This window comes from Kineococcus esterisolvens, assembly GCF_050871405.1.
GTDB lineage: Bacteria > Actinomycetota > Actinomycetes > Actinomycetales > Kineococcaceae > Kineococcus.
In genome coordinates this window covers 1-16,458 of record NZ_JBJLRI010000080.1, presented here as the reverse complement: position 1 = coordinate 16,458, position 16,458 = coordinate 1, and the positions used below count along the sequence as shown (strand labels likewise).

Genomic DNA, 16,458 nt, shown 5'->3' with positions numbered 1-16,458 from the left:
CCCCCCCCCCCCCCCCCCCCCCCCCCCCCCCCCCCCCCCCCCCCCCCCCCCCCCCCCCCCCCCCCCCCCCCCCCCCCCCCCCCCCCCCCCCCCCCCCCCCCCCCCCCCCCCCCCCCCCCCCCCCACCGCCCCGGCCAGCCGGTGGGCCGTCTCCACCGCCGCGGCCTCCGCCGAGCCGCTCAGCCCGTCCACCACCACCGCGAACTCGTCGCCGCCCAGGCGGGCGACGACGTCCCCGCCCCGGACCTCCGCGAGCAACCGGCGGGCGGTCGCCACCAGCACCTCGTCGGCCACGTCCCGCCCCAGGGTGGCGTCCAGGACCTTGAAGCGGTCCATGTCGCACACCAGCACCGCCAGCGGGGCGCCCGGCACCGCCAGGCGCCGGCCCAGCTCGTCCAGCAGGGCGGTGCGGTTGCGCAGGCCCGTCAGCTCGTCGTGGTCGGCGCGGTGCACCCGCGCGGCCATCGCGCGGTGCCGCTCGTCCACGTCGGCCAGCTGGGAGACGACGACCTCGCGGCCGTCCACGCGGGCCAGCGCCACGGTGGCCTGCGCCCAGAACGAGGTGCCGTCCAGCCGGCGCACCAGCGCCTCGTCCACGGCGGTGCCGCCGCCCGCCAGGGACGCCACGACGTCCTCCAGGGGGTAGCGGCCCTGCGCGGTGCGGACCACGTCCTGCAGCACCCGCCCCAGCAGCGCCTGCGGCCCGGCGCGCACGAGGGCGCAGTAGGCGGGGTTCACGTCCAGCACGACACCGCGCCGGTCGGTGACCACGACGCCCGCCGACAGCGACCGGAACACCTGCCGCGCGCGGGTGGGGACCGCCCGGGCGGGGTCCGCCGCGGACGGGGCGGGGTCGGGCAGCAGCAGCGCACCACCGGCGCCCGCTGCAGCGCGGCGCTCGGGCAGGGGCGCGTCGGCGAGCACGGCCACCTCCTTCGCGGTCGCCCCCGATCGTCCCCGAAGACGCGCCACCGGGGAAGGGCCCGCGTGTCGTACCCTCGCGCGGCCGCCACCACCGGCGGCGGCTGAGCGCAGCCCGCGAGAGGAGACCCGGGTGCCGAGCACCGCGAACCCCGGCCCGCGCCCCGCCGGCGCGGCGCGCCCGCGCGGGCGCGGGCGGGCGCTGCGCGCCTGGCACGCCTACCGGGCGTGGCGGAACCTACCGGCCACGCTCGTCGCGGTCGGCTGGGCGCGCCTGCACGGGGTGCGCCCCGTCCTCGGCGCCGACCTGCTCGTGGAGTGCGCACCCATGCCGCCGCGCACCTACGGCCGCGGCGGCACCACGATCGGCAACGCGTGGCTGCACGGCGGCCTCGGCGGTCCCGGCCGGCGCCGCCACGAGTCCCGCCACGCCGACCAGTACGCGCTGCTGGGCACCGCGCCGTTCCTGGCGCTGTACGGCCTCAACGCGCTGGTGACCCGCAACGACCCGCGGCTGAACGTGTTCGAGCGCTGGGCCGGCCTCGCCGACGGCGGCTACGCGCCGGCGCGCGGCACCGGCTCGGGCCGCACCCGCACCGCCAGGACGGCGACGTCGTCCTCGGCGTGACCGGAGACCTCCGCGAGCACCGCGTCGCAGATGCCGTCCGGCCCCAGGTCGGCGAAGCGGGCGGCGGTGCGGACCAGCCAGTCCACGCCGTCGTCGATGGAGGCGCCGCGCCGCTCCACCAGGCCGTCGGTGTACAGCAGCACCGTCGCGCCCGGCACGAGCCCGTGGACGTGGTCGGCGCGCTGGAAGCCCGCGTCCATGCCCAGCAGCAGGTCCGGGTCGGTGCGCAGCACCTCCACCCGGCCGTCGGGGGTGAGGACCACCGGCGGCGGGTGGCCGGCGTTCGACCAGCGCAGCCGCCACGCCCGGGCGCCCTCCACCGGCTCCACGGTGGCCAGCACGCCGGTGGCCAGCGCGCCCACGCCCAGGTCGCGCATGGCGCGGTCCAGCGCGGACAGCGCCGACGCCGGTGAGACCTCCAGGGAGTAGCCGATGCCGCGCAGCAGGTTGCGCACCTGCCCCATCGCCGCGGCGGCGTCCTGGTCGTGGCCGGTGACGTCCCCGATGACCAGGCAGGCGGTGCCGGAGGCGGTGAGGAAGGCGTCGTGCCAGTCGCCGCCGACCTGGGCGTGCTCGGCCGCCGGCAGGTACCGCACGGCGATCTCCAGGTGCTCCGGCTGCGGCGCCGACGTCAGCAGGCTGCGCTGCAGCGTCTCGGCCAGCGAGCGCACCGCGTCGGCCGCCTCGCGCTCGGCGCGACGCGCCCGCACCCGGTCCAGCGCCTGCGCCGCCGAGGCCGCCAGCGCGGTGAGCAGGTCGCGGTCCTCCGGCCGCAGCTCGCGCGGTCGCCGCCAGGACAGGCCCAGGACCCCGACGGTGCGGTCCGTCAGCCGCAGCGGCCACGCGGCCGTCCCGGCGTCGGCGTCGACGACCGGCACGCCGCGCAGCGCCCCCGCGAGCGCGTCGGCCGCCGGGTCGGAGGCGTCGCCGAGGACGTCCAGGCGGCCGGTGCCGTCCGGGTCGGGCTCCAGCACGCCCAGGACGACGCCGTCGGCGCCCAGCAGTGCCGAGGCGCCGCGCCCCAGCACGTGCAGGACGTCCACCTCGGCGTCGACGTCGGGCAGCGCCTGCGCGACGGCGACGAGACCGCCGAGGCGCTGCGCCTGCCACGCCTGCAGGTCCGCGCGGCGGCGCTCCGCCTCGTAGGAGGCCGCGGCGGACAGGCCGTCGCCGACGGTGGCCGTGACCAGGCGCAGGAAGTCGCGGTAGGTGGCGTCGGGGGCGATGTGCGGGCTCAGGCGCGCGGCGAGGGTCCCGGGCGAGCCGCCGTCGAGGGCGGCGGGGATCGGCACCCACGCCAGGGGCCCGGCACCGCCGTCCTCGCGCACGAGCACCTGGCGGGGGCGCAGCGGCTCGGGGGCGGGGGGCAGCACGTGCGCGGGGGGGGGGGGGGGCGCGGCGGGCCGGGGGGGGGGGCCCTCCGGCACGTCCAGGGGCGGGGTGCGGCGGGCGCCGAGCGCGGCCTCCGCGACCACCCCCCCCCCCCCCCCCCCCCCCCCCCCCCCCCCCCCCCGCCCCCCCCCCCCCCCCCCCCCCCCCCCCCCCCCCCCCCCCCCCCCCCCCCCCCCCCCCCCGGGCAGGTGCAGGTCCACCTCGGGCAGGTCCAGGGGGGCGGTGCGCAGCACGTCGAGGGCGCGGTCGGCCACCTCCGCCGGGGAGTCCAGGTCGGTGGCCAGGTCGCCCAGCAGGGTCAGCAGCTCCAGGCGGCGGTGGTCCTGCACCTGGCTCGTGGTCTCCACGGCGATGTCCACGACGCCGGCGACGTCGCCGTCCTCGCCGAGCAGCGGGGAGTAGGAGAACGTGAAGTACGTCTCCTCCAGGAAGCCCTTGCGGCGCAGCGGCAGGGGCAGGTCCACCGACCAGGTGGCCTCGCCCGCCAGCGCCTTGTCGAAGAGGGGCCGCAGCTCCTCCCACGCCTCGGGGAAGACCTCGCGCACGGGGCGGCCCAGCGCGGCGGGGTGCTTGTCCCCGACCATGTCGGCGTAGGGCTGGTTGTAGAGCACCACCAGCTCCGGCCCCCAGCAGACGCGGGCGGGGAAGCGGGTGCCCAGGGCGAGCACGAGGGCCTGGCGCAGCGAGCGGGGCCAGGCCGCGGGGTCGCCGAGGGGGGTGGCGGTCCAGTCGACCGCCTCGTAGGCCTCGCGGAGGCCGCTGGCCTCGGCGAACGGCAACCTCTTCACGGACGGGAACCTAGTCGAGACCCTGGACGGGGGAGCACACCGCCGACGGGGCGGGAAGACGCGGGGCCCTCAGCTCGTTGAAGGCTCAACGAGGTGCTGGTCGGCACCACGAGGAGGCGCCCCCGGGCGCCGGGGAGGGGAGCACGGTGGAGATCGGCATCAGCGCCTTCGCGGAGACGACGCCCGACACGACGACGGGCGCCACGATCACCCACGCCGAGCGGCTGCGCGAGGTCGTCGAGGAGATCGAGCTGGCCGACCAGGTCGGCCTCGACGTCTACGGCCTCGGCGAGCACCACCGCGCCGACTACGCGGCCTCCGCGCCCGCGGTCGCCCTCGCCGCCGCGGCCTCGCGCACCTCGCGCATCCGGCTGTCCAGCGCCGTCACCGTCCTGTCCAGCGACGACCCGGTGCGCGTCTTCCAGCAGTTCGCCACCCTCGACGGCCTGTCGGACGGGCGCGCCGAGGTCCTCGCCGGGCGCGGCTCCTTCATCGAGTCCTTCCCGCTGTTCGGGTACGACCTGGACGACTACGAGGAGCTGTTCACCGAGAAGCTCGACCTGCTGCTGACGATCCAGCGCGACCCCGCGCACGTCGTCTGGCCCGGCGGGCGCCACCGCGCCGCGGTCGACGGCCTGGGCGTGTACCCGCTGCCCGTGCAGCAGCCGCTGCCCGTGTGGATCGGCGTCGGCGGCAGCCCGCAGTCCGTCGTGCGCGCCGGCACCCTCGGCCTGCCGCTGGCGATCGCCATCATCGGCGGCGAGCCCGCCCAGTTCCGCCCGCTCGTCGACCTCTACCGCGAGGCCGCCCGGCGCGCCGGCCACGACCCGGCGGAGCTGCCGGTGGCGACCCACTCGCACGGCTTCGTCGCCGGCACCACCCAGCAGGCCGTCGACGCCCACTTCGAGCCCTACCGGCACACGATGAACGTCATCGGCCGTGAGCGCGGCTGGCACCCCTTCAGCCGCACCGGCTACGAGGCGGCGCGCAGCCGCCGCGGGGCGCTCCTCGTCGGCTCCCCGCAGGAGGTCGCCGAGAAGATCCTGCTGCAGCGCGAACTGCTGGGGATCGACCGGTTCATGCTGCACCCGAGCGCCGGCACGGTCCCGCACCGCGAGGTGATGCGCGCCATCGAGCTGCTGGGCACCGAGGTCGCGCCCGTCGTGCGGGCCGAAGCGGGGCCGACGGTGCCCTCGCACCCGGTCGCCCTCCCCGGGGCGGCCGCACCCACCGCCCGCACCTGAGGCCCTGCTCCCCCACCCCCTCGGTGATCCAGGGGGTGGGGCGGGGGTCAGCGGCGCCTGCGGCGCACCACGAGCCAGACCGTCAGGACGGTCACGGCCACGACGGCACCGGCCAGGGCTCCGCCCTGCGCCTTCGCGCTGCCCGGGGCGCTGCCGCTGGCGCCCTGCACGGAGGAGACCGCGCGGTCCTTCACGTCCGTCACCTTGTGCTGCGCCTGCGCCTTGAGGTCGTCGACCTTGTGCTGCGCCTGCGCCTTCACGTCGTCGACCTTGTGCTGCGCCTGCGCCTTCACGTCGGCCTTCGCGGCCAGGGCGTCGGCCGTCGCCGCGAGGCGCTCGCGGGTCCGGGCGATGTCGCGCTCCAGCTCGGCGCGGTCGGCGGGCGGGGTCGGCTGGGTGCTGCTCATCGCTTGAAGCCCTCCTTGACGGCGTCCACGTCCGCCTTGACGCTGTCGACCGACGCCTGCGGCACCGGCGGGGTCGCCTGCTGGACCTCCTTCTCGCCCACCAGCGCGGCCACCGCGGCCAGCGCCAGGAGCACCACGGCGACGATCAGCGCGGACAGCCACACGTCCAGGACGAGGGAGAGCGCCGCGACGGCCGTGGTCACCAGGGCCGCGATCGCGAAGAACGCCAGCAGGCCCGCGACGGAGAACGCCCCCAGGCCCAGCCCGGCCTTCTTGCCCTTCTCGGTCAGGTCCATCTTGGCCAGCTGCACCTCGTCGCGCACCAGGCGCGACACCTGCTGCGTCAGGTCGCTGACGAGCTGACCGACGGAATCGCCGTCGGCGGCGTGGGACACCACGGGACCGGGACCGGGCTGCGGGGTGGTGCGCGCGGCGTCAGGCGCACCGGCGGCTCGCGCACCGGAGCGGTGCACGACGCTGAGGTCGTCCGTGCGCGTGGAGCTCCTGTCGTGGCTCATGCGAGCGCACTACCCGGCGGCGGCACCGGTGAAACTCCGGGTGATCACCGGTGCCGCCGTGCCGGGTGCGTCAGCGCATGTGGGGGTACACGTGCGTGGTCGGCGCCACGAACGTCTCCTTCACCGCGCGCGGGCTCGTCCAGCGCTGGAGGTTCAGGATCGAGCCCGCCTTGTCGTTGGTGCCCGAGCCGCGCGAGCCGCCGAACGGCTGCTGCCCCACGACCGCACCGGTGGGCTTGTCGTTGACGTAGAAGTTGCCCGCGGCGAACCGCAGCGCGTCCTGCGCCTGCCGCACCGCGGTGCGGTCGTCGGCGATCACGGCGCCGGTCAGACCGTACTGCGAGCCGGAGTCCACCAGGCGCAGGACGTCCTCCCACGCGCCCGGGCGGGAGTCGTCGTAGACGTGGACGGCGAGGATCGGGCCGAAGTACTCGGTGGAGAACAGCTCGTCGCCCGGGTCCTCGCCCAGCAGGACCGTGGGGCGCACGAAGAACCCCTCGGAGTCGTCGTACGTGCCGCCCGCGGCGACCTCGACACCGGCGGTGGCGCGGGCCCGGTCGATCGCGGCGGCGTTCCTCGCGAACGAGCGGGCGTCGATGACGGCGCCGCCGAAGTTCGACAGGTCCGTGACGTCGCCGTAGCTCAGGGAGTCGGCGCGCGCCAGGAAACCGGAGCCCATCCGGTTCCACACCGAGCGCGGCACGAACGCCCGCGAGGCCGCCGAGCACTTCTGGCCCTGGTACTCGAAGGCGCCCAGCAGCATCGCGGTGGACAGCACCTCCGGGTCGGCCGAGGGGTGCGCCACCACGAAGTCCTTGCCGCCGGTCTCGCCGACCAGGCGCGGGTAGGTGCGGTAGCCCGAGATGTTCTCCCCCACCGTGCGCCACAGGTGCTGGAACGTGGCGGTGGACCCGGTGAAGTGGATGCCCGCCAGGTTCGGGTCGGCCAGCGCGACCTCGGAGACGGCACGGCCGTCACCGCCGACGAGGTTCACCACGCCGGGCGGAAGGCCCGCCGCCTCCAGCAGCCGCATCGTCCAGTGCGCCGACAGCATCTGCGCGGGGCTGGGCTTCCACACCACGGTGTTGCCCATCAGCGCCGGGGCGGTGGGCAGGTTGCCGGCGATGGCGGTGAAGTTGAACGGGGTGATCGCGTAGACGAAACCCTCCAGCGGGCGGTGGTCCAGGCGGTTCCACACCCCCGGGGAGGACACCGGCTGCTCGGCGATCAGGCGGCGGCCGAACGCGACGTTGAACCGCCAGAAGTCCACCAGTTCGCAGGGCGCGTCGATCTCCGCCTGCTGCGCGGTCTTGGACTGCCCCAGCATGGTGGCCGCGGCGAGCTTCTCCCGCCACGGCCCGGCCAGCAGGTCCGCGGCGCGCAGGAACACCGCGGCGCGGTCCTCGTAGTCCATCGCCGCCCACTGCGGGCCGGCGGCCAGGGCGGCGTCCACGGCGGCGCGGGCGTCGTCGCGGGTGGCGGCGGCGAACGTGCCCAGCACGCTCGAGCGCCGGTGCGGCTGCACGACGTCGATGCGTTCACCGCCGCCGAGCGACTGCACGCCGCCGATGGTCTGGGTGATTTCGACGGGGTCGGCGGCCTGCTCGGCGAGCTGGTCGGTGAGCAGCTTGCGCTCGGTGCTGCCGGGCGCGTAGCCGTGCACCGGCTCGTTGCGCGGGGCGGGGACCTCGGTCACGGACTGCACGACGACCTCCGGGGGTTCTCGGGTTCAGGGTTTTTCAGGCGGTGACGAGGGAGCGCGCGAAGAACGCGAGGTTCGCGGGGCGCTCGGCCAGGCGGCGGGAGAAGTACGCGTACCAGTCGGTGCCGAAGGGGACGTAGGTGCGCACCACGTGCCCGGCGGCGGCCAGTCGGCGCAGCTCGTCGGCGCGTATGCCGTAGAGCATCTGGAACTCCGCCGCCCCGGGGGCGCGGCCGGCCAGCAGCTCCTCCGCGATCCGCACGATCCGCAGGTCGTGGGTGGCGACCATCGGGTACGCGCCGCCGTCCAGCAGGGTGCGCAGGCACCGCACGTACGCCAGGTCGACGTCCCTCTTGGCGGGGTGGGCCACCTCGGCGGGCTCGGCGTAGGCGCCCTTGACCAGGCGCACCCGCGAGCCGGGGTGCGCCAGGTCGGCCGCGTCCCCGGGGGTGCGGTGCAGCATCGACTGCAGCACGCAGCCGGTGCGGGGGAACTCCGCCCGCAGCGAGCGCAGCGCCTCCAGGGTGAGGTCCACGCGGGTGTGGTCCTCCATGTCGAGGGTGACGTCCACGCCGTGGGCGTACGCGTGCGCGGCGAGGGCGAGGGCCCGCTCGGTGGCGCGCGCCGGGCCGTCCGGGCCCAGGCCCTGCCCCAGCGCCGACAGCTTCACCGACACCTCGTTGCCCTCCGCGAGACCGGCGGCGGCCAGCCCGGCGACCAGGTCGCGGTAGGCGGCGACGGTCTCCTCGGCCTGCTCGGGGCGGGTGACGTCCTCGCCGAGGACGTCGAGGGTGGTGCGCACGCCGTGGGCGTCGAGGGCGCGCACCGCACCCAGCGCCGAGTCGACGTCCTCGCCGGCGACGAAGCGGCGCACGACGGGACGGCTGAGGCTGCTCCCGGTCACGAGGGAGCGGACGCGCGGCGCACCGGCCACGCCGAGGACCACCTGGGCGAACACCCTGACGACGCTAGGCCCGTGCGGGCCCGTCCACCAGGGACACGTGGACGACATCACGGACGGTGCGTCATCCACGGGGAAGCCGCGCCGGTGGGAGGCTGGACCCGTGAGCACGCCCTCCGCCGCCCTCGGCCTGCAGGAGCTGGTGGACTCCGTCGCCGACCTGGCCGGGGCCCCCACCACCCTGGAGGACCGCGACCTGCACCTGGTGGCCGCCTCCGGGCACGACGACGACGTCGACGAGGTGCGGCGCACCTCGATCCTGCGGCGGCGCTCCGACACCCGCGTGCAGCAGCTGTTCGCGACCTTCGGCATCGCGCGGGCGGCCCGCCCGCTGCGGGTGCCCGGCGACCCCGCTGCGGGCCGGATGGCCCGCTGGTGCGTGCCGGTGCGCTGGCGCGGGGTGACCTACGGCTACCTCTGGCTGCTCGACCCGGACGGGCGGGTGGAACCGGCCCGGCTGGAGGGGCTGCACGACGTCGTCGACGCCGTCGCCGCCGCCCTGGCCCACCGCTCGCGCACCGCCGACCGCACCACCTGGGCGGTGGGGGAGCTGCTGTCGCCCGATGCCGCGGCCCGCGCCGGCGCCGTCGAGGAACTGGCCCGCGAGGCCGTCCTGCCCGCCGGCGAGCTGCGCGTCGTCGCCCTCGCCCCCGCGGGCGGGGAGGCCGCCGGGCCCGTCAACGCCTGGGTGCTGCCGCGCACCGTGCTGGTGGCGCCCGTGGGCTCGCGGGCCGCGCTGCTGGTGCCGGGGACCGTGCCCGCCGCGGAGGTCGCCGCCCGCGCGGCCGGCGCCCTGGTCGCGCAGCACCCGGCGGGCGTGGCGGCCGGGGTCTCCGGCCCGGTGGCGGTGGACGCGGCGCACACCGGGTGGCGGCAGGCGGGGGCCGCGCTGCGCGCTGCGCTGTCCGCGGTGGGGGGCGGGCCCCGCGGGGCCGCGGCGGTGCGCGGCTGGGAGGACCTGGGCACGCTGCGGCTGCTGGCGCTGGCCGAGGCCGACGCCCTGGCGGCCGTCGCGGTGGACCAGCGGGCGCGACGGCTGCTGGCGGGCGACCCGGAGCTGGTGCGCACCGCGCGCACCTACCTGGACCTGGCGGGCTCGGCGCAGCGCACCGCGGCGGCGCTCGGCGTGCACCGGCAGACGCTGTACCACCGGCTGCGGAGGGTGCGGGAGACCAGCGGCTACGACCTGGACGACGGCGCCGACCGCCTGGCCCTGCACCTGGCGCTGACCCTCGCGGACCTGGCGTGACGCCCCCCGCCGGGGACGGGTCAGCGGCCGGGGAGGGGGAGGTCCTCGGGGACGCTGTGCGGGCCCGCCACCTCCGGGCGGGGACCGTCCTGCGGGTGCAGGCGCACCGCCACCAGCGCCACGTCGTCCTCCGGCTCCGGCGGCAGCAGCCGGTCCAGGATCCCGTCGCACAGGTCGTCCAGGTCCGCGTGCGCCAGCTCCGCCACGGCCGTGCGCAGCCGCGCCAGCCCGTCGTCGATGTCCTGCCCGCGCCGCTCCACCAGGCCGTCGGTGAACAGCAGCACCGTCGACCCGCGCTCCAGCTCCACCACGTCGTCCCGGCGCGGCAGGTGCGGGGCGATGCCCAGCAGCAGGTCCGGGTCGCCGCCCTGCAGGGCAGCGACGGTGCCGTCGCGGTGCAGCACCACCGGCGGCGGGTGCCCGGCGTTCGACCAGCGCAGCCGGGTGACGCCCCGCGCCCGCTCCCGCGGGGTCTGCTCCAGTCGCGCCACCACGGCCGTGGCCGTCGTCGCCACCGCCAGGCCGCGCATCGCGGCGTCCAGCGTGGACAGCACCACCGCCGGCGAGCCGCCGCTGGAGTACGCGATGCCCCGCAGCAGGTTGCGCACCTGGCTCATGGCGGCCGCCGCGTCCACGTCGTGACCCATGACGTCGCCGATCACCAGGACCGTGTCGCCCTCCGGCTGCAGGAACGAGTCGTACCAGTCACCGCCCACCCGCACCGCCTCCGCGGCGGGCCGGTAGCGCACCCGCACCTCCAGGTGGTCCGGCTCCACGGGGGCGCTGAGCAGGCTGCGCTGCAGCCCCTCGGCGACGTGCTGCTGCCGCGCGTACAGGCGCGCGTTGTCCAGGCCCAGGCCCGCGCGGTCGGCGACCTGGGCGGCGGTGGCCAGGTCGTCGCCGCGCAGCGGGCCGTCCTCGGCGGAGCGGAACAGCGACATCATCCCCAGCAGCCGGCCCCGCGCCCGCAGCGGCAGCACGTACGCCGACTCGGGTGCGAGCTGCAGCAGCAGCTCGCGCGCCTCCCCGGACAACACCCCCGCCAGCCGCTGCGTCGCCCCCGACTCGATGACGACGGCGCCCTGCCGCGCCTGCGAGCGCCGCAGCGGCGCGTCGGCCGCCAGCCCCGACAGGCGCACCCGGCAGTAGCGGGCGGTGAGCTCCCGCAGCGCGGGGTCGGCGTGCCAGGACCCGATGTCGCGCAGCGCGCCGCCCTCGTCGACGAGGGTGACCACGGCCCAGCGCGCCAGCGTCGGCACCACGTGGCGCGCCAGGCGAGCCACGGCCCCGTCGGCGTCGAGGGTGGCGACCAGGTCGGCGCCGACGGTGGCCAGCAGCTCCAGCCGCCGGGCGGTGCGCTCGGCCTCCTCCTGCGCCTCGCGGCGGGCGGTGACGTCGATGAAGTACACCGACAGCCCGTCCGGGTCCGGCCAGGCCCGCACCTCGAACCAGCCGTCCAGCGGCAGCGGGTGGTGCGCCTCGAACGCCACCGGCTCGCCGGTGGCCACCGCGCGGCGGTACTCCTGCTCGAACGGGGAGCCGACCGCGTCGGGGTACAGCTCCCAGACCACCTCGCCGAGCAGCTCCTCGCGGGAGCGGCCCAGCAGCCGCTCCGCCTCGGCGTTGACGTAGCTGAAGCGCCACTCGCGGTCCAGCGAGTAGAACGCCGCCGACATCGTCTCGAGCACGCGGGAGACGCGGGCGTCGCTGCGGCGTTCCGCGGTGGTGTCGTAGGCGGCGCCGGCCAGCCGCAGCGGCCGGCCGGTGGCGTCGCGCAGCACCTGCCCGCGCGCCTTCACCCACCGGGTGCCGGCCGGGTTGAGGACGCGGTACTCCAGGTCGACGCGGTCCCCGCCGGCCACCGCCGCGGCGACCGCCTCCTGCACGCGCGGCAGGTCGTCGGGGTGCAGGCGCGCCTCGAACGCGGCGAGGCTGCCGTCGAACTCGTCCTCGGCGTAGCCGAACATCTCCAGCATGCGCTCGTCCCAGGTGAGCGCCCCGGTCAGCAGGTCCATGTCGAAGCTGCCCACCCCGCCGGCGGCCACGCCCACCTGCCAGCGCAGCTGGTCGGCCTCGTGCTGCACGGCCAGCGCCGACAGCTGCAGCTCACCGACGGCCACGGCCGCCAGGTCGACCAGCAGCTCCACGTCGGTGCGCGACCAGCACCGCGGCAGGGGGTCGAAGACGGCGAGGACGCCGACGACCTCCCCGTCGGTGCCGGTCATCGGCACGCCCAGGTAGCAGCCGACGACGCCGGAGGTGACGGCCTGCAGGGCGGCCCAGCGCTCGTCGGCGGTGGCGTCGCCGACGGCGAGGGGGCCGGCGCCGAGCGCGGTGGCGGTGAGCAGCTCGTCGACGGGCGCCAGCAGGCCCGCGGAGGCCCCGGCACCGGTGGGGTCGCCGCCCTCGACGAGCTCGGCGCGCGCCGACGACACCGACAGCGCCCGCGCGGCGAGCGCGGCCAGGCGCTCCAGCGCCGGGTGGGGGGGGTTGGCGGGCGCGCGCGGGACGCCCGGCGGGTCCGCAGTGGACCAGCCCTCCCAGCCCGCCGCTGGCCTCGCCTGCATGTGGCACACCTTCGACTCCGCGCCGCGGACCGCCCGGGCGCACCTCCTCGACCGAGGCTTCGATCGTCGCGGTGGCGAGCACAGTCGTCACCGCGCGTCACAGGATAGGGGCGTTGGGCGACCCGGCGCTGGTGTCCGGGCATCCTCCTACCCTGGCCGCACACGCCCCCGGCCCGGGTGGCACCGCACGGAGGGAGGGCGCGTGCGCGGCGACCCCACCCGCGACCCGTTCCGCCCCGGCAGGCTCGAGCCGCCGGCGGGGCGGCCCCGGCGCGAGGAGGTGCTGCGGGCGCTGCGCCTGTTCCGGCCCCACGTCCGCACGCTGTCGGCTGTGGCCGGGCTCATCGCGCTGTCGGCGCTGGCGGGGGTGGCCTCGCCGTTCCTGCTGCGCGAGGTCGTCGACGAGGCCCTGCCCGAGCAGGACCTCGGCCTGCTGGCCGCGCTCGCCGGGGGGCTGGTGGCGATCGCCGTGGTCACCACGGCCCTGGACGTCGTGCAGGGGCTGCTGACCACCCGCGTGGGCCAGTCCGTCATGCACGGGCTGCGCACGTCCCTGTACGCCCACCTGCAGCGCATGTCCCTGGGCTTCTTCGCCCGCACCCGCACCGGCGAGGTGCAGTCGCGCATCGCCAGCGACATCGGCGCCCTGCAGACCGTGGTGACCACCACCGGCGCCGAGCTGGTGCAGAACCTCGCGACGGTCGTCGTGACGGTCGTGGCGATGCTCGCGCTGGACTGGCGGCTGGCGCTGTTCTCCTTCACGGTGCTGCCGCTGGCGGTGCACCTGAACCGGCGGGTGGGCCGGCTGCGGCGGCGCATCACGGCGCAGCGGCAGCGGCAGCTGGCCGAGATGTCGGCCACGGTGGAGGAGACCCTGTCGGTCTCGGGGATCCTGCTGACCCGCACCACCGGCCGCACCCGCGAGGTCGTGGAGCGCTTCACCGCCCAGTCCGACGGCGTGGCGCGCCTGGAGGTCGGCTCGGAGATGGCCGGGCGCTGGCAGTGGTCGCTCATCACGCTGACGATGGCGGCGGTGCCGGCGCTGACGTACCTGCTGGGCGGGTGGCTGCGCGGCACGGGCGCCGCGCTGAGCATCGGCACCCTCGTGGCGCTGGTGACGCTGCAGGCGCAGCTGTTCCGGCCGCTGGGGGCGCTGCTGCGCATCCTGGTGCGGCTGCACGCCTCGATGGCGCTGTTCACGCGCGTGTTCGAGTACCTGGACAGCGCGCCGGAGGTCGCCGAGGCGCCCGACGCGGTGGAGCTGCCCCGGCCGCGGGGGCGGGTGGAGTTCCGCGGCGTGGAGTTCCGCTACCCCGGCGCGCAGCGCCCCGCGCTGAGCGGCATCGACCTGGTGGTGCCGGCGGGCACCTCGCTGGCGGTGGTGGGGGCCACCGGGTCGGGCAAGACGACCCTGGGCTACCTGCTGGCGCGGCTGCACGACGTGGACGCCGGCGCGGTGCTGATCGACGGGCACGACGTGCGCGACGTCACCGCCCGCTCGCTAGCCGGGGCCGTGGGGGTCGTCACGCAGGAGACGTTCCTGCTGCACGCCAGCATCGCGGAGAACCTGCGCTTCGCAGCACCGGGCGCGAGCGACGCCGACCTGCGCCGCGCGGCGCGCACCGCGCAGGTCGAGGCGGTGGTGGACGCGCTGCCGGAGGGCTTCGACACGGTCGTCGGCGAGCGCGGGTACCGCTTCTCCGGCGGGGAGAAGCAGCGCATCGCCCTGGCTCGCGCGGTGCTGCGCGACCCGCCGGTGCTGCTGCTGGACGAGGCGACCAGCGCCCTGGACACCCGCACGGAGCGGGCGATGGCCTCGGCGCTGCGCGAGGTCGCCAGCGGCCGCACCACGATCACGATCGCGCACCGGCTGTCCACGGTGCGCGAGGCCGACCAGATCGTCGTGCTGGACGGCGGGCGGATCGCCGAGCGCGGCACCCACGACGAACTGCTGGCCGCGCGGGGCCGCTACGCGGAGCTGGTGGCCGCCGACGAGGCGCGCTCGGCGGTGGAGCCGTCGGCCTGAGCCGGCGACCCGCCGGGCACCTCCGCCGGTTCCGCCACCGGTTCCACCGGTTCCGCCGGTTCCGCCACCTCGGGCCGCTCGGCGCGGTGCAGCAGGCCGCGCACGCCCGCGTCGAAGGGCGCCGAGCGCTCGGCGGCCGTGGCCTCCACGGCGCGCACCACCACCCCCACGGTGCGGTCGCCGCGGCGGCGGCCGCGGCCGGGCAGCGGCGCGGGCGGCGACCAGCGGGCGAGGCGCCCCGCCAGGGCTCCGGCCTCGTCGGCGCCGGCGCCCGGCAGCACGGCGACGAACTCGTCGGCGCCCCAGCGCCCGGCCGTGGCGCCCGGAGGCAGCAGCGACAGCAGGTGCGCGGTGAAGGAGGTGAGCAGCGCGTCGCCGGCGACCCAGCCGTAGGAGTCGTTCACGGCGCGGAACCCCTCCAGCTCCGCGCGCAGCACGCTCACCGGCCGGTCGCCGGGGCGGGCGGCGGCCAGGGCGGCCGCGACGCGCTCCTGCAGCAGGCTGCGGCCCGCCAGGCCGGTGAGGGGGTCGCGCCGCGCGGCGTCGGCGAGCCGGCCCGCGCGCTCGCGCAGGGCGCGGGTGGCCTCGCGCAGGGACCGCTCCAGCTCCCGCTCGCCGGTGACGTCGCGGCTGACGAGCACCACCCCGGCGACCGCGCCGTCCGCGCCGGTGAGGGCGCTGGCGGTGACGTCGACGAGCAGCTCGCGGCCGGCGCCGGTGACGACGGGCACGGCGGAGCTCGACCAGGTGCCCCCGGCGGTCAGTGCGTCGACCAGCGCGGCGAAGTCGGTGGCGAGCCGGGGCGCACGGCCGGTGAGGACGCCGACGTGGCGGCCCACGGCCTCCTGCGCGGCCGGGCCCCACAGGCGCTCGGCGCCCGCGCCGGTGAACACGACGGTGCCGGCCAGGTCGGTGACGACGACGGAGTCGCTGACGCGCCCGAGCAGGTCCGCGCCGCCGGGCCCGGGGCCGCCCTGCACGCGCAGCACGTGGTGGTGCCGCGGGGGCGAGCCGGGCGGGGAGTCCCAGCGGGTGAGGACCCCGCACACCGAGCGCCCGTCGGGGCGGGTCAGCAGGACGGCGCGGGAGCCGGGCCCCGGTGCCGGGTGCCCGGGGGAGCCGGCGCCGAGCAGCGCGGCGGCGCGGCGGCCGAGCGCCTCGGCGGCGGGCACGCCCAGGACGCGCTCGGCGGCGGGGTTCCAGGCGGTGACCAGGCCGTCCGGGCCGGTGGACCACGCGGGGTCGGGGCAGCCGGTGAGGTAGGCGTGCAGCCCGTCGACGGGCGCGCCGCCGGGGGCCGCGTCGGGCGGTGCTGCCACCGGTGCACCTGCCACTGCCGCTCCCCGCGCTCCCCGGACCGGTCCGCCCGGTCACCCGGAGTGCTTCGGCCGGCGGGGGGTGCGGGCGCAGCGACCGATCGGGTGGTTCAGGCGGCCGGGCCGGCGCGCCGGTCCCCGCGCGCCGCCGCGAGGAGCCCGGCGACGCCGGCGACGACGTCGTCGAGGTCGTCGGGGGCGACACCGATGGAGGAGCCCGCCCACAGCCCGTCGCCGACGAGCTGCACGACGCGCGAGAGCACGTGGTCGCCCACCTGCTCCTCGATGGCGGCGCGCCACTCCTCGGTGGCGTCGGTGAAGGCACCCACGGCACGGGGGTCCCCCTCCTGGGCCAGGTGCAGGACGGCGACGGCCGTGCAGGAGAGCGGGTCGCCCTGCTGGATGACGGAGGTGCGCAGGTAGTACTCAGTGGCGCCCTCGGGGGCGGTGCGCATGTCGCGGGCGTCGTCGCCCGCCATGCGGCGGAAGCGCTCGAGCAGGCCGTCGACGAGGGCGTCCTTGGTGCCGAAGTGGTAGAGCAGCCCGCCCTTGGAGACGCCCGCGGTGGCGGCCACCGCGTCGAGGGTGGCGCCGCGGGAGCCGGCGGCGACGAGCAGCTCGCTGAAGGCGTCCAGGAGCCGGTCGCGCGTGCTGGGGGGGCTCGTCACGCCCAGGAGGTTAATCGAGGTCGACTGCACCGTCCGGACGGTACAGTCGGTGGTGCACCGTCCGGACGGTG

At 77.4% G+C, this 16,458-nt stretch carries 13 protein-coding genes; 4 read left to right on the top strand and 9 right to left on the bottom strand.

The genetic code is table 11. The features are described from left to right. The coding region (locus tag ACRYR8_RS18455; RefSeq protein ID WP_432486169.1) for a diguanylate cyclase domain-containing protein at positions 1-924 on the bottom strand (924 nt) is incomplete at its 3' end. 130 nt (positions 925-1,054) lie between these two features. Between ACRYR8_RS18455 and ACRYR8_RS18450 the strand changes: the two genes are divergently transcribed. Beyond that, positions 1,055-1,549 carry a hypothetical protein gene (locus ACRYR8_RS18450; RefSeq protein WP_432486168.1) on the top strand — a complete coding sequence of 165 codons (495 nt, stop codon included), beginning with the start codon at positions 1,055-1,057 and terminating at the stop codon, positions 1,547-1,549. On the opposite strand, the gene ACRYR8_RS18445 is transcribed toward ACRYR8_RS18450, so the two are convergent. Continuing rightward, complete coding sequence (locus ACRYR8_RS18445) at positions 1,477-3,729, bottom strand: SpoIIE family protein phosphatase (RefSeq protein ID WP_432486166.1); 2,253 nt, start codon at positions 3,727-3,729, stop codon at positions 1,477-1,479. The genes ACRYR8_RS18450 and ACRYR8_RS18445 overlap by 73 nt on opposite strands. A 146-nt stretch (positions 3,730-3,875) precedes the next feature. Between ACRYR8_RS18445 and ACRYR8_RS18440 the strand changes: the two genes are divergently transcribed. Next, on the top strand, positions 3,876-4,973 hold the full coding sequence (locus ACRYR8_RS18440) for an LLM class flavin-dependent oxidoreductase (RefSeq protein ID WP_432485937.1): 1,098 nt from the start codon (positions 3,876-3,878) through the stop codon (positions 4,971-4,973). Positions 4,974-5,020: 47 nt separating this feature from the next. Here ACRYR8_RS18440 and ACRYR8_RS18435 read toward each other — a convergent pair whose 3' ends face one another. From ACRYR8_RS18435 to ACRYR8_RS18420, 4 genes are all read right to left on the bottom strand, one after another. Continuing rightward, on the bottom strand, positions 5,021-5,380 hold the full coding sequence (locus ACRYR8_RS18435) for a DUF3618 domain-containing protein (protein ID WP_432485936.1): 360 nt from the start codon (positions 5,378-5,380) through the stop codon (positions 5,021-5,023). Continuing rightward, positions 5,377-5,898, bottom strand: a complete 522-nt coding sequence (locus tag ACRYR8_RS18430) for a phage holin family protein (RefSeq protein WP_432485935.1) — start codon at positions 5,896-5,898, stop codon at positions 5,377-5,379. The genes ACRYR8_RS18435 and ACRYR8_RS18430 overlap by 4 nt, the downstream gene beginning before the upstream one ends. Positions 5,899-5,968: 70 nt before the next feature. Continuing rightward, positions 5,969-7,603, bottom strand: a complete 1,635-nt coding sequence (pruA, locus tag ACRYR8_RS18425) for an L-glutamate gamma-semialdehyde dehydrogenase (RefSeq protein WP_432485934.1) — start codon at positions 7,601-7,603, stop codon at positions 5,969-5,971. A 34-nt stretch (positions 7,604-7,637) separates the two neighbouring features. Continuing rightward, the gene (locus ACRYR8_RS18420) at positions 7,638-8,558 is read right to left on the bottom strand and encodes a proline dehydrogenase family protein (protein WP_432485933.1); all 921 of its coding nucleotides are present in this window, start codon (positions 8,556-8,558) and stop codon (positions 7,638-7,640) included. A 106-nt stretch (positions 8,559-8,664) separates the two neighbouring features. On the opposite strand from ACRYR8_RS18420, the gene ACRYR8_RS18415 reads away from it, so the two are divergent. Next, the gene (locus tag ACRYR8_RS18415; protein ID WP_432485932.1) at positions 8,665-9,810 is read left to right on the top strand and encodes a PucR family transcriptional regulator; all 1,146 of its coding nucleotides are present in this window, start codon (positions 8,665-8,667) and stop codon (positions 9,808-9,810) included. A gap of 20 nt (positions 9,811-9,830) precedes the next feature. Here ACRYR8_RS18415 and ACRYR8_RS18410 read toward each other — a convergent pair whose 3' ends face one another. Next, positions 9,831-12,377: a SpoIIE family protein phosphatase gene (locus ACRYR8_RS18410; protein WP_432485931.1), complete on the bottom strand. Its 2,547-nt coding sequence runs from the start codon at positions 12,375-12,377 to the stop codon at positions 9,831-9,833. A gap of 202 nt (positions 12,378-12,579) precedes the next feature. Between ACRYR8_RS18410 and ACRYR8_RS18405 the strand changes: the two genes are divergently transcribed. Beyond that, positions 12,580-14,403, top strand: a complete 1,824-nt coding sequence (locus tag ACRYR8_RS18405; RefSeq protein ID WP_432485930.1) for an ABC transporter ATP-binding protein — start codon at positions 12,580-12,582, stop codon at positions 14,401-14,403. Here ACRYR8_RS18405 and ACRYR8_RS18400 read toward each other — a convergent pair. Together ACRYR8_RS18400 and ACRYR8_RS18395 are read right to left on the bottom strand one after the other, a co-directional pair. Next, a complete protein-coding gene (locus ACRYR8_RS18400; RefSeq protein ID WP_432485929.1) occupies positions 14,346-15,722 on the bottom strand; it encodes a sensor domain-containing diguanylate cyclase in 1,377 nt (458 codons plus the stop codon). The genes ACRYR8_RS18405 and ACRYR8_RS18400 overlap by 58 nt on opposite strands. Before the next feature lie 107 nt (positions 15,723-15,829). Continuing rightward, complete coding sequence (locus ACRYR8_RS18395) at positions 15,830-16,387, bottom strand: TetR/AcrR family transcriptional regulator (RefSeq protein WP_432485928.1); 558 nt, start codon at positions 16,385-16,387, stop codon at positions 15,830-15,832. Positions 16,388-16,458: the final 71 nt, after the last annotated feature.

Coding starts and splice junctions, on each gene's coding strand:
- ACRYR8_RS18435 (WP_432485936.1), bottom strand. CDS start 5,380: ATGAGCAGCACCCAGCCGACCCCGCCCGCCGACCGCGCCGAGCTGGAG.
- ACRYR8_RS18430 (WP_432485935.1), bottom strand. CDS start 5,898: ATGAGCCACGACAGGAGCTCCACGCGCACGGACGACCTCAGCGTCGTG.
- ACRYR8_RS18410 (WP_432485931.1), bottom strand. CDS start 12,377: ATGCAGGCGAGGCCAGCGGCGGGCTGGGAGGGCTGGTCCACTGCGGAC.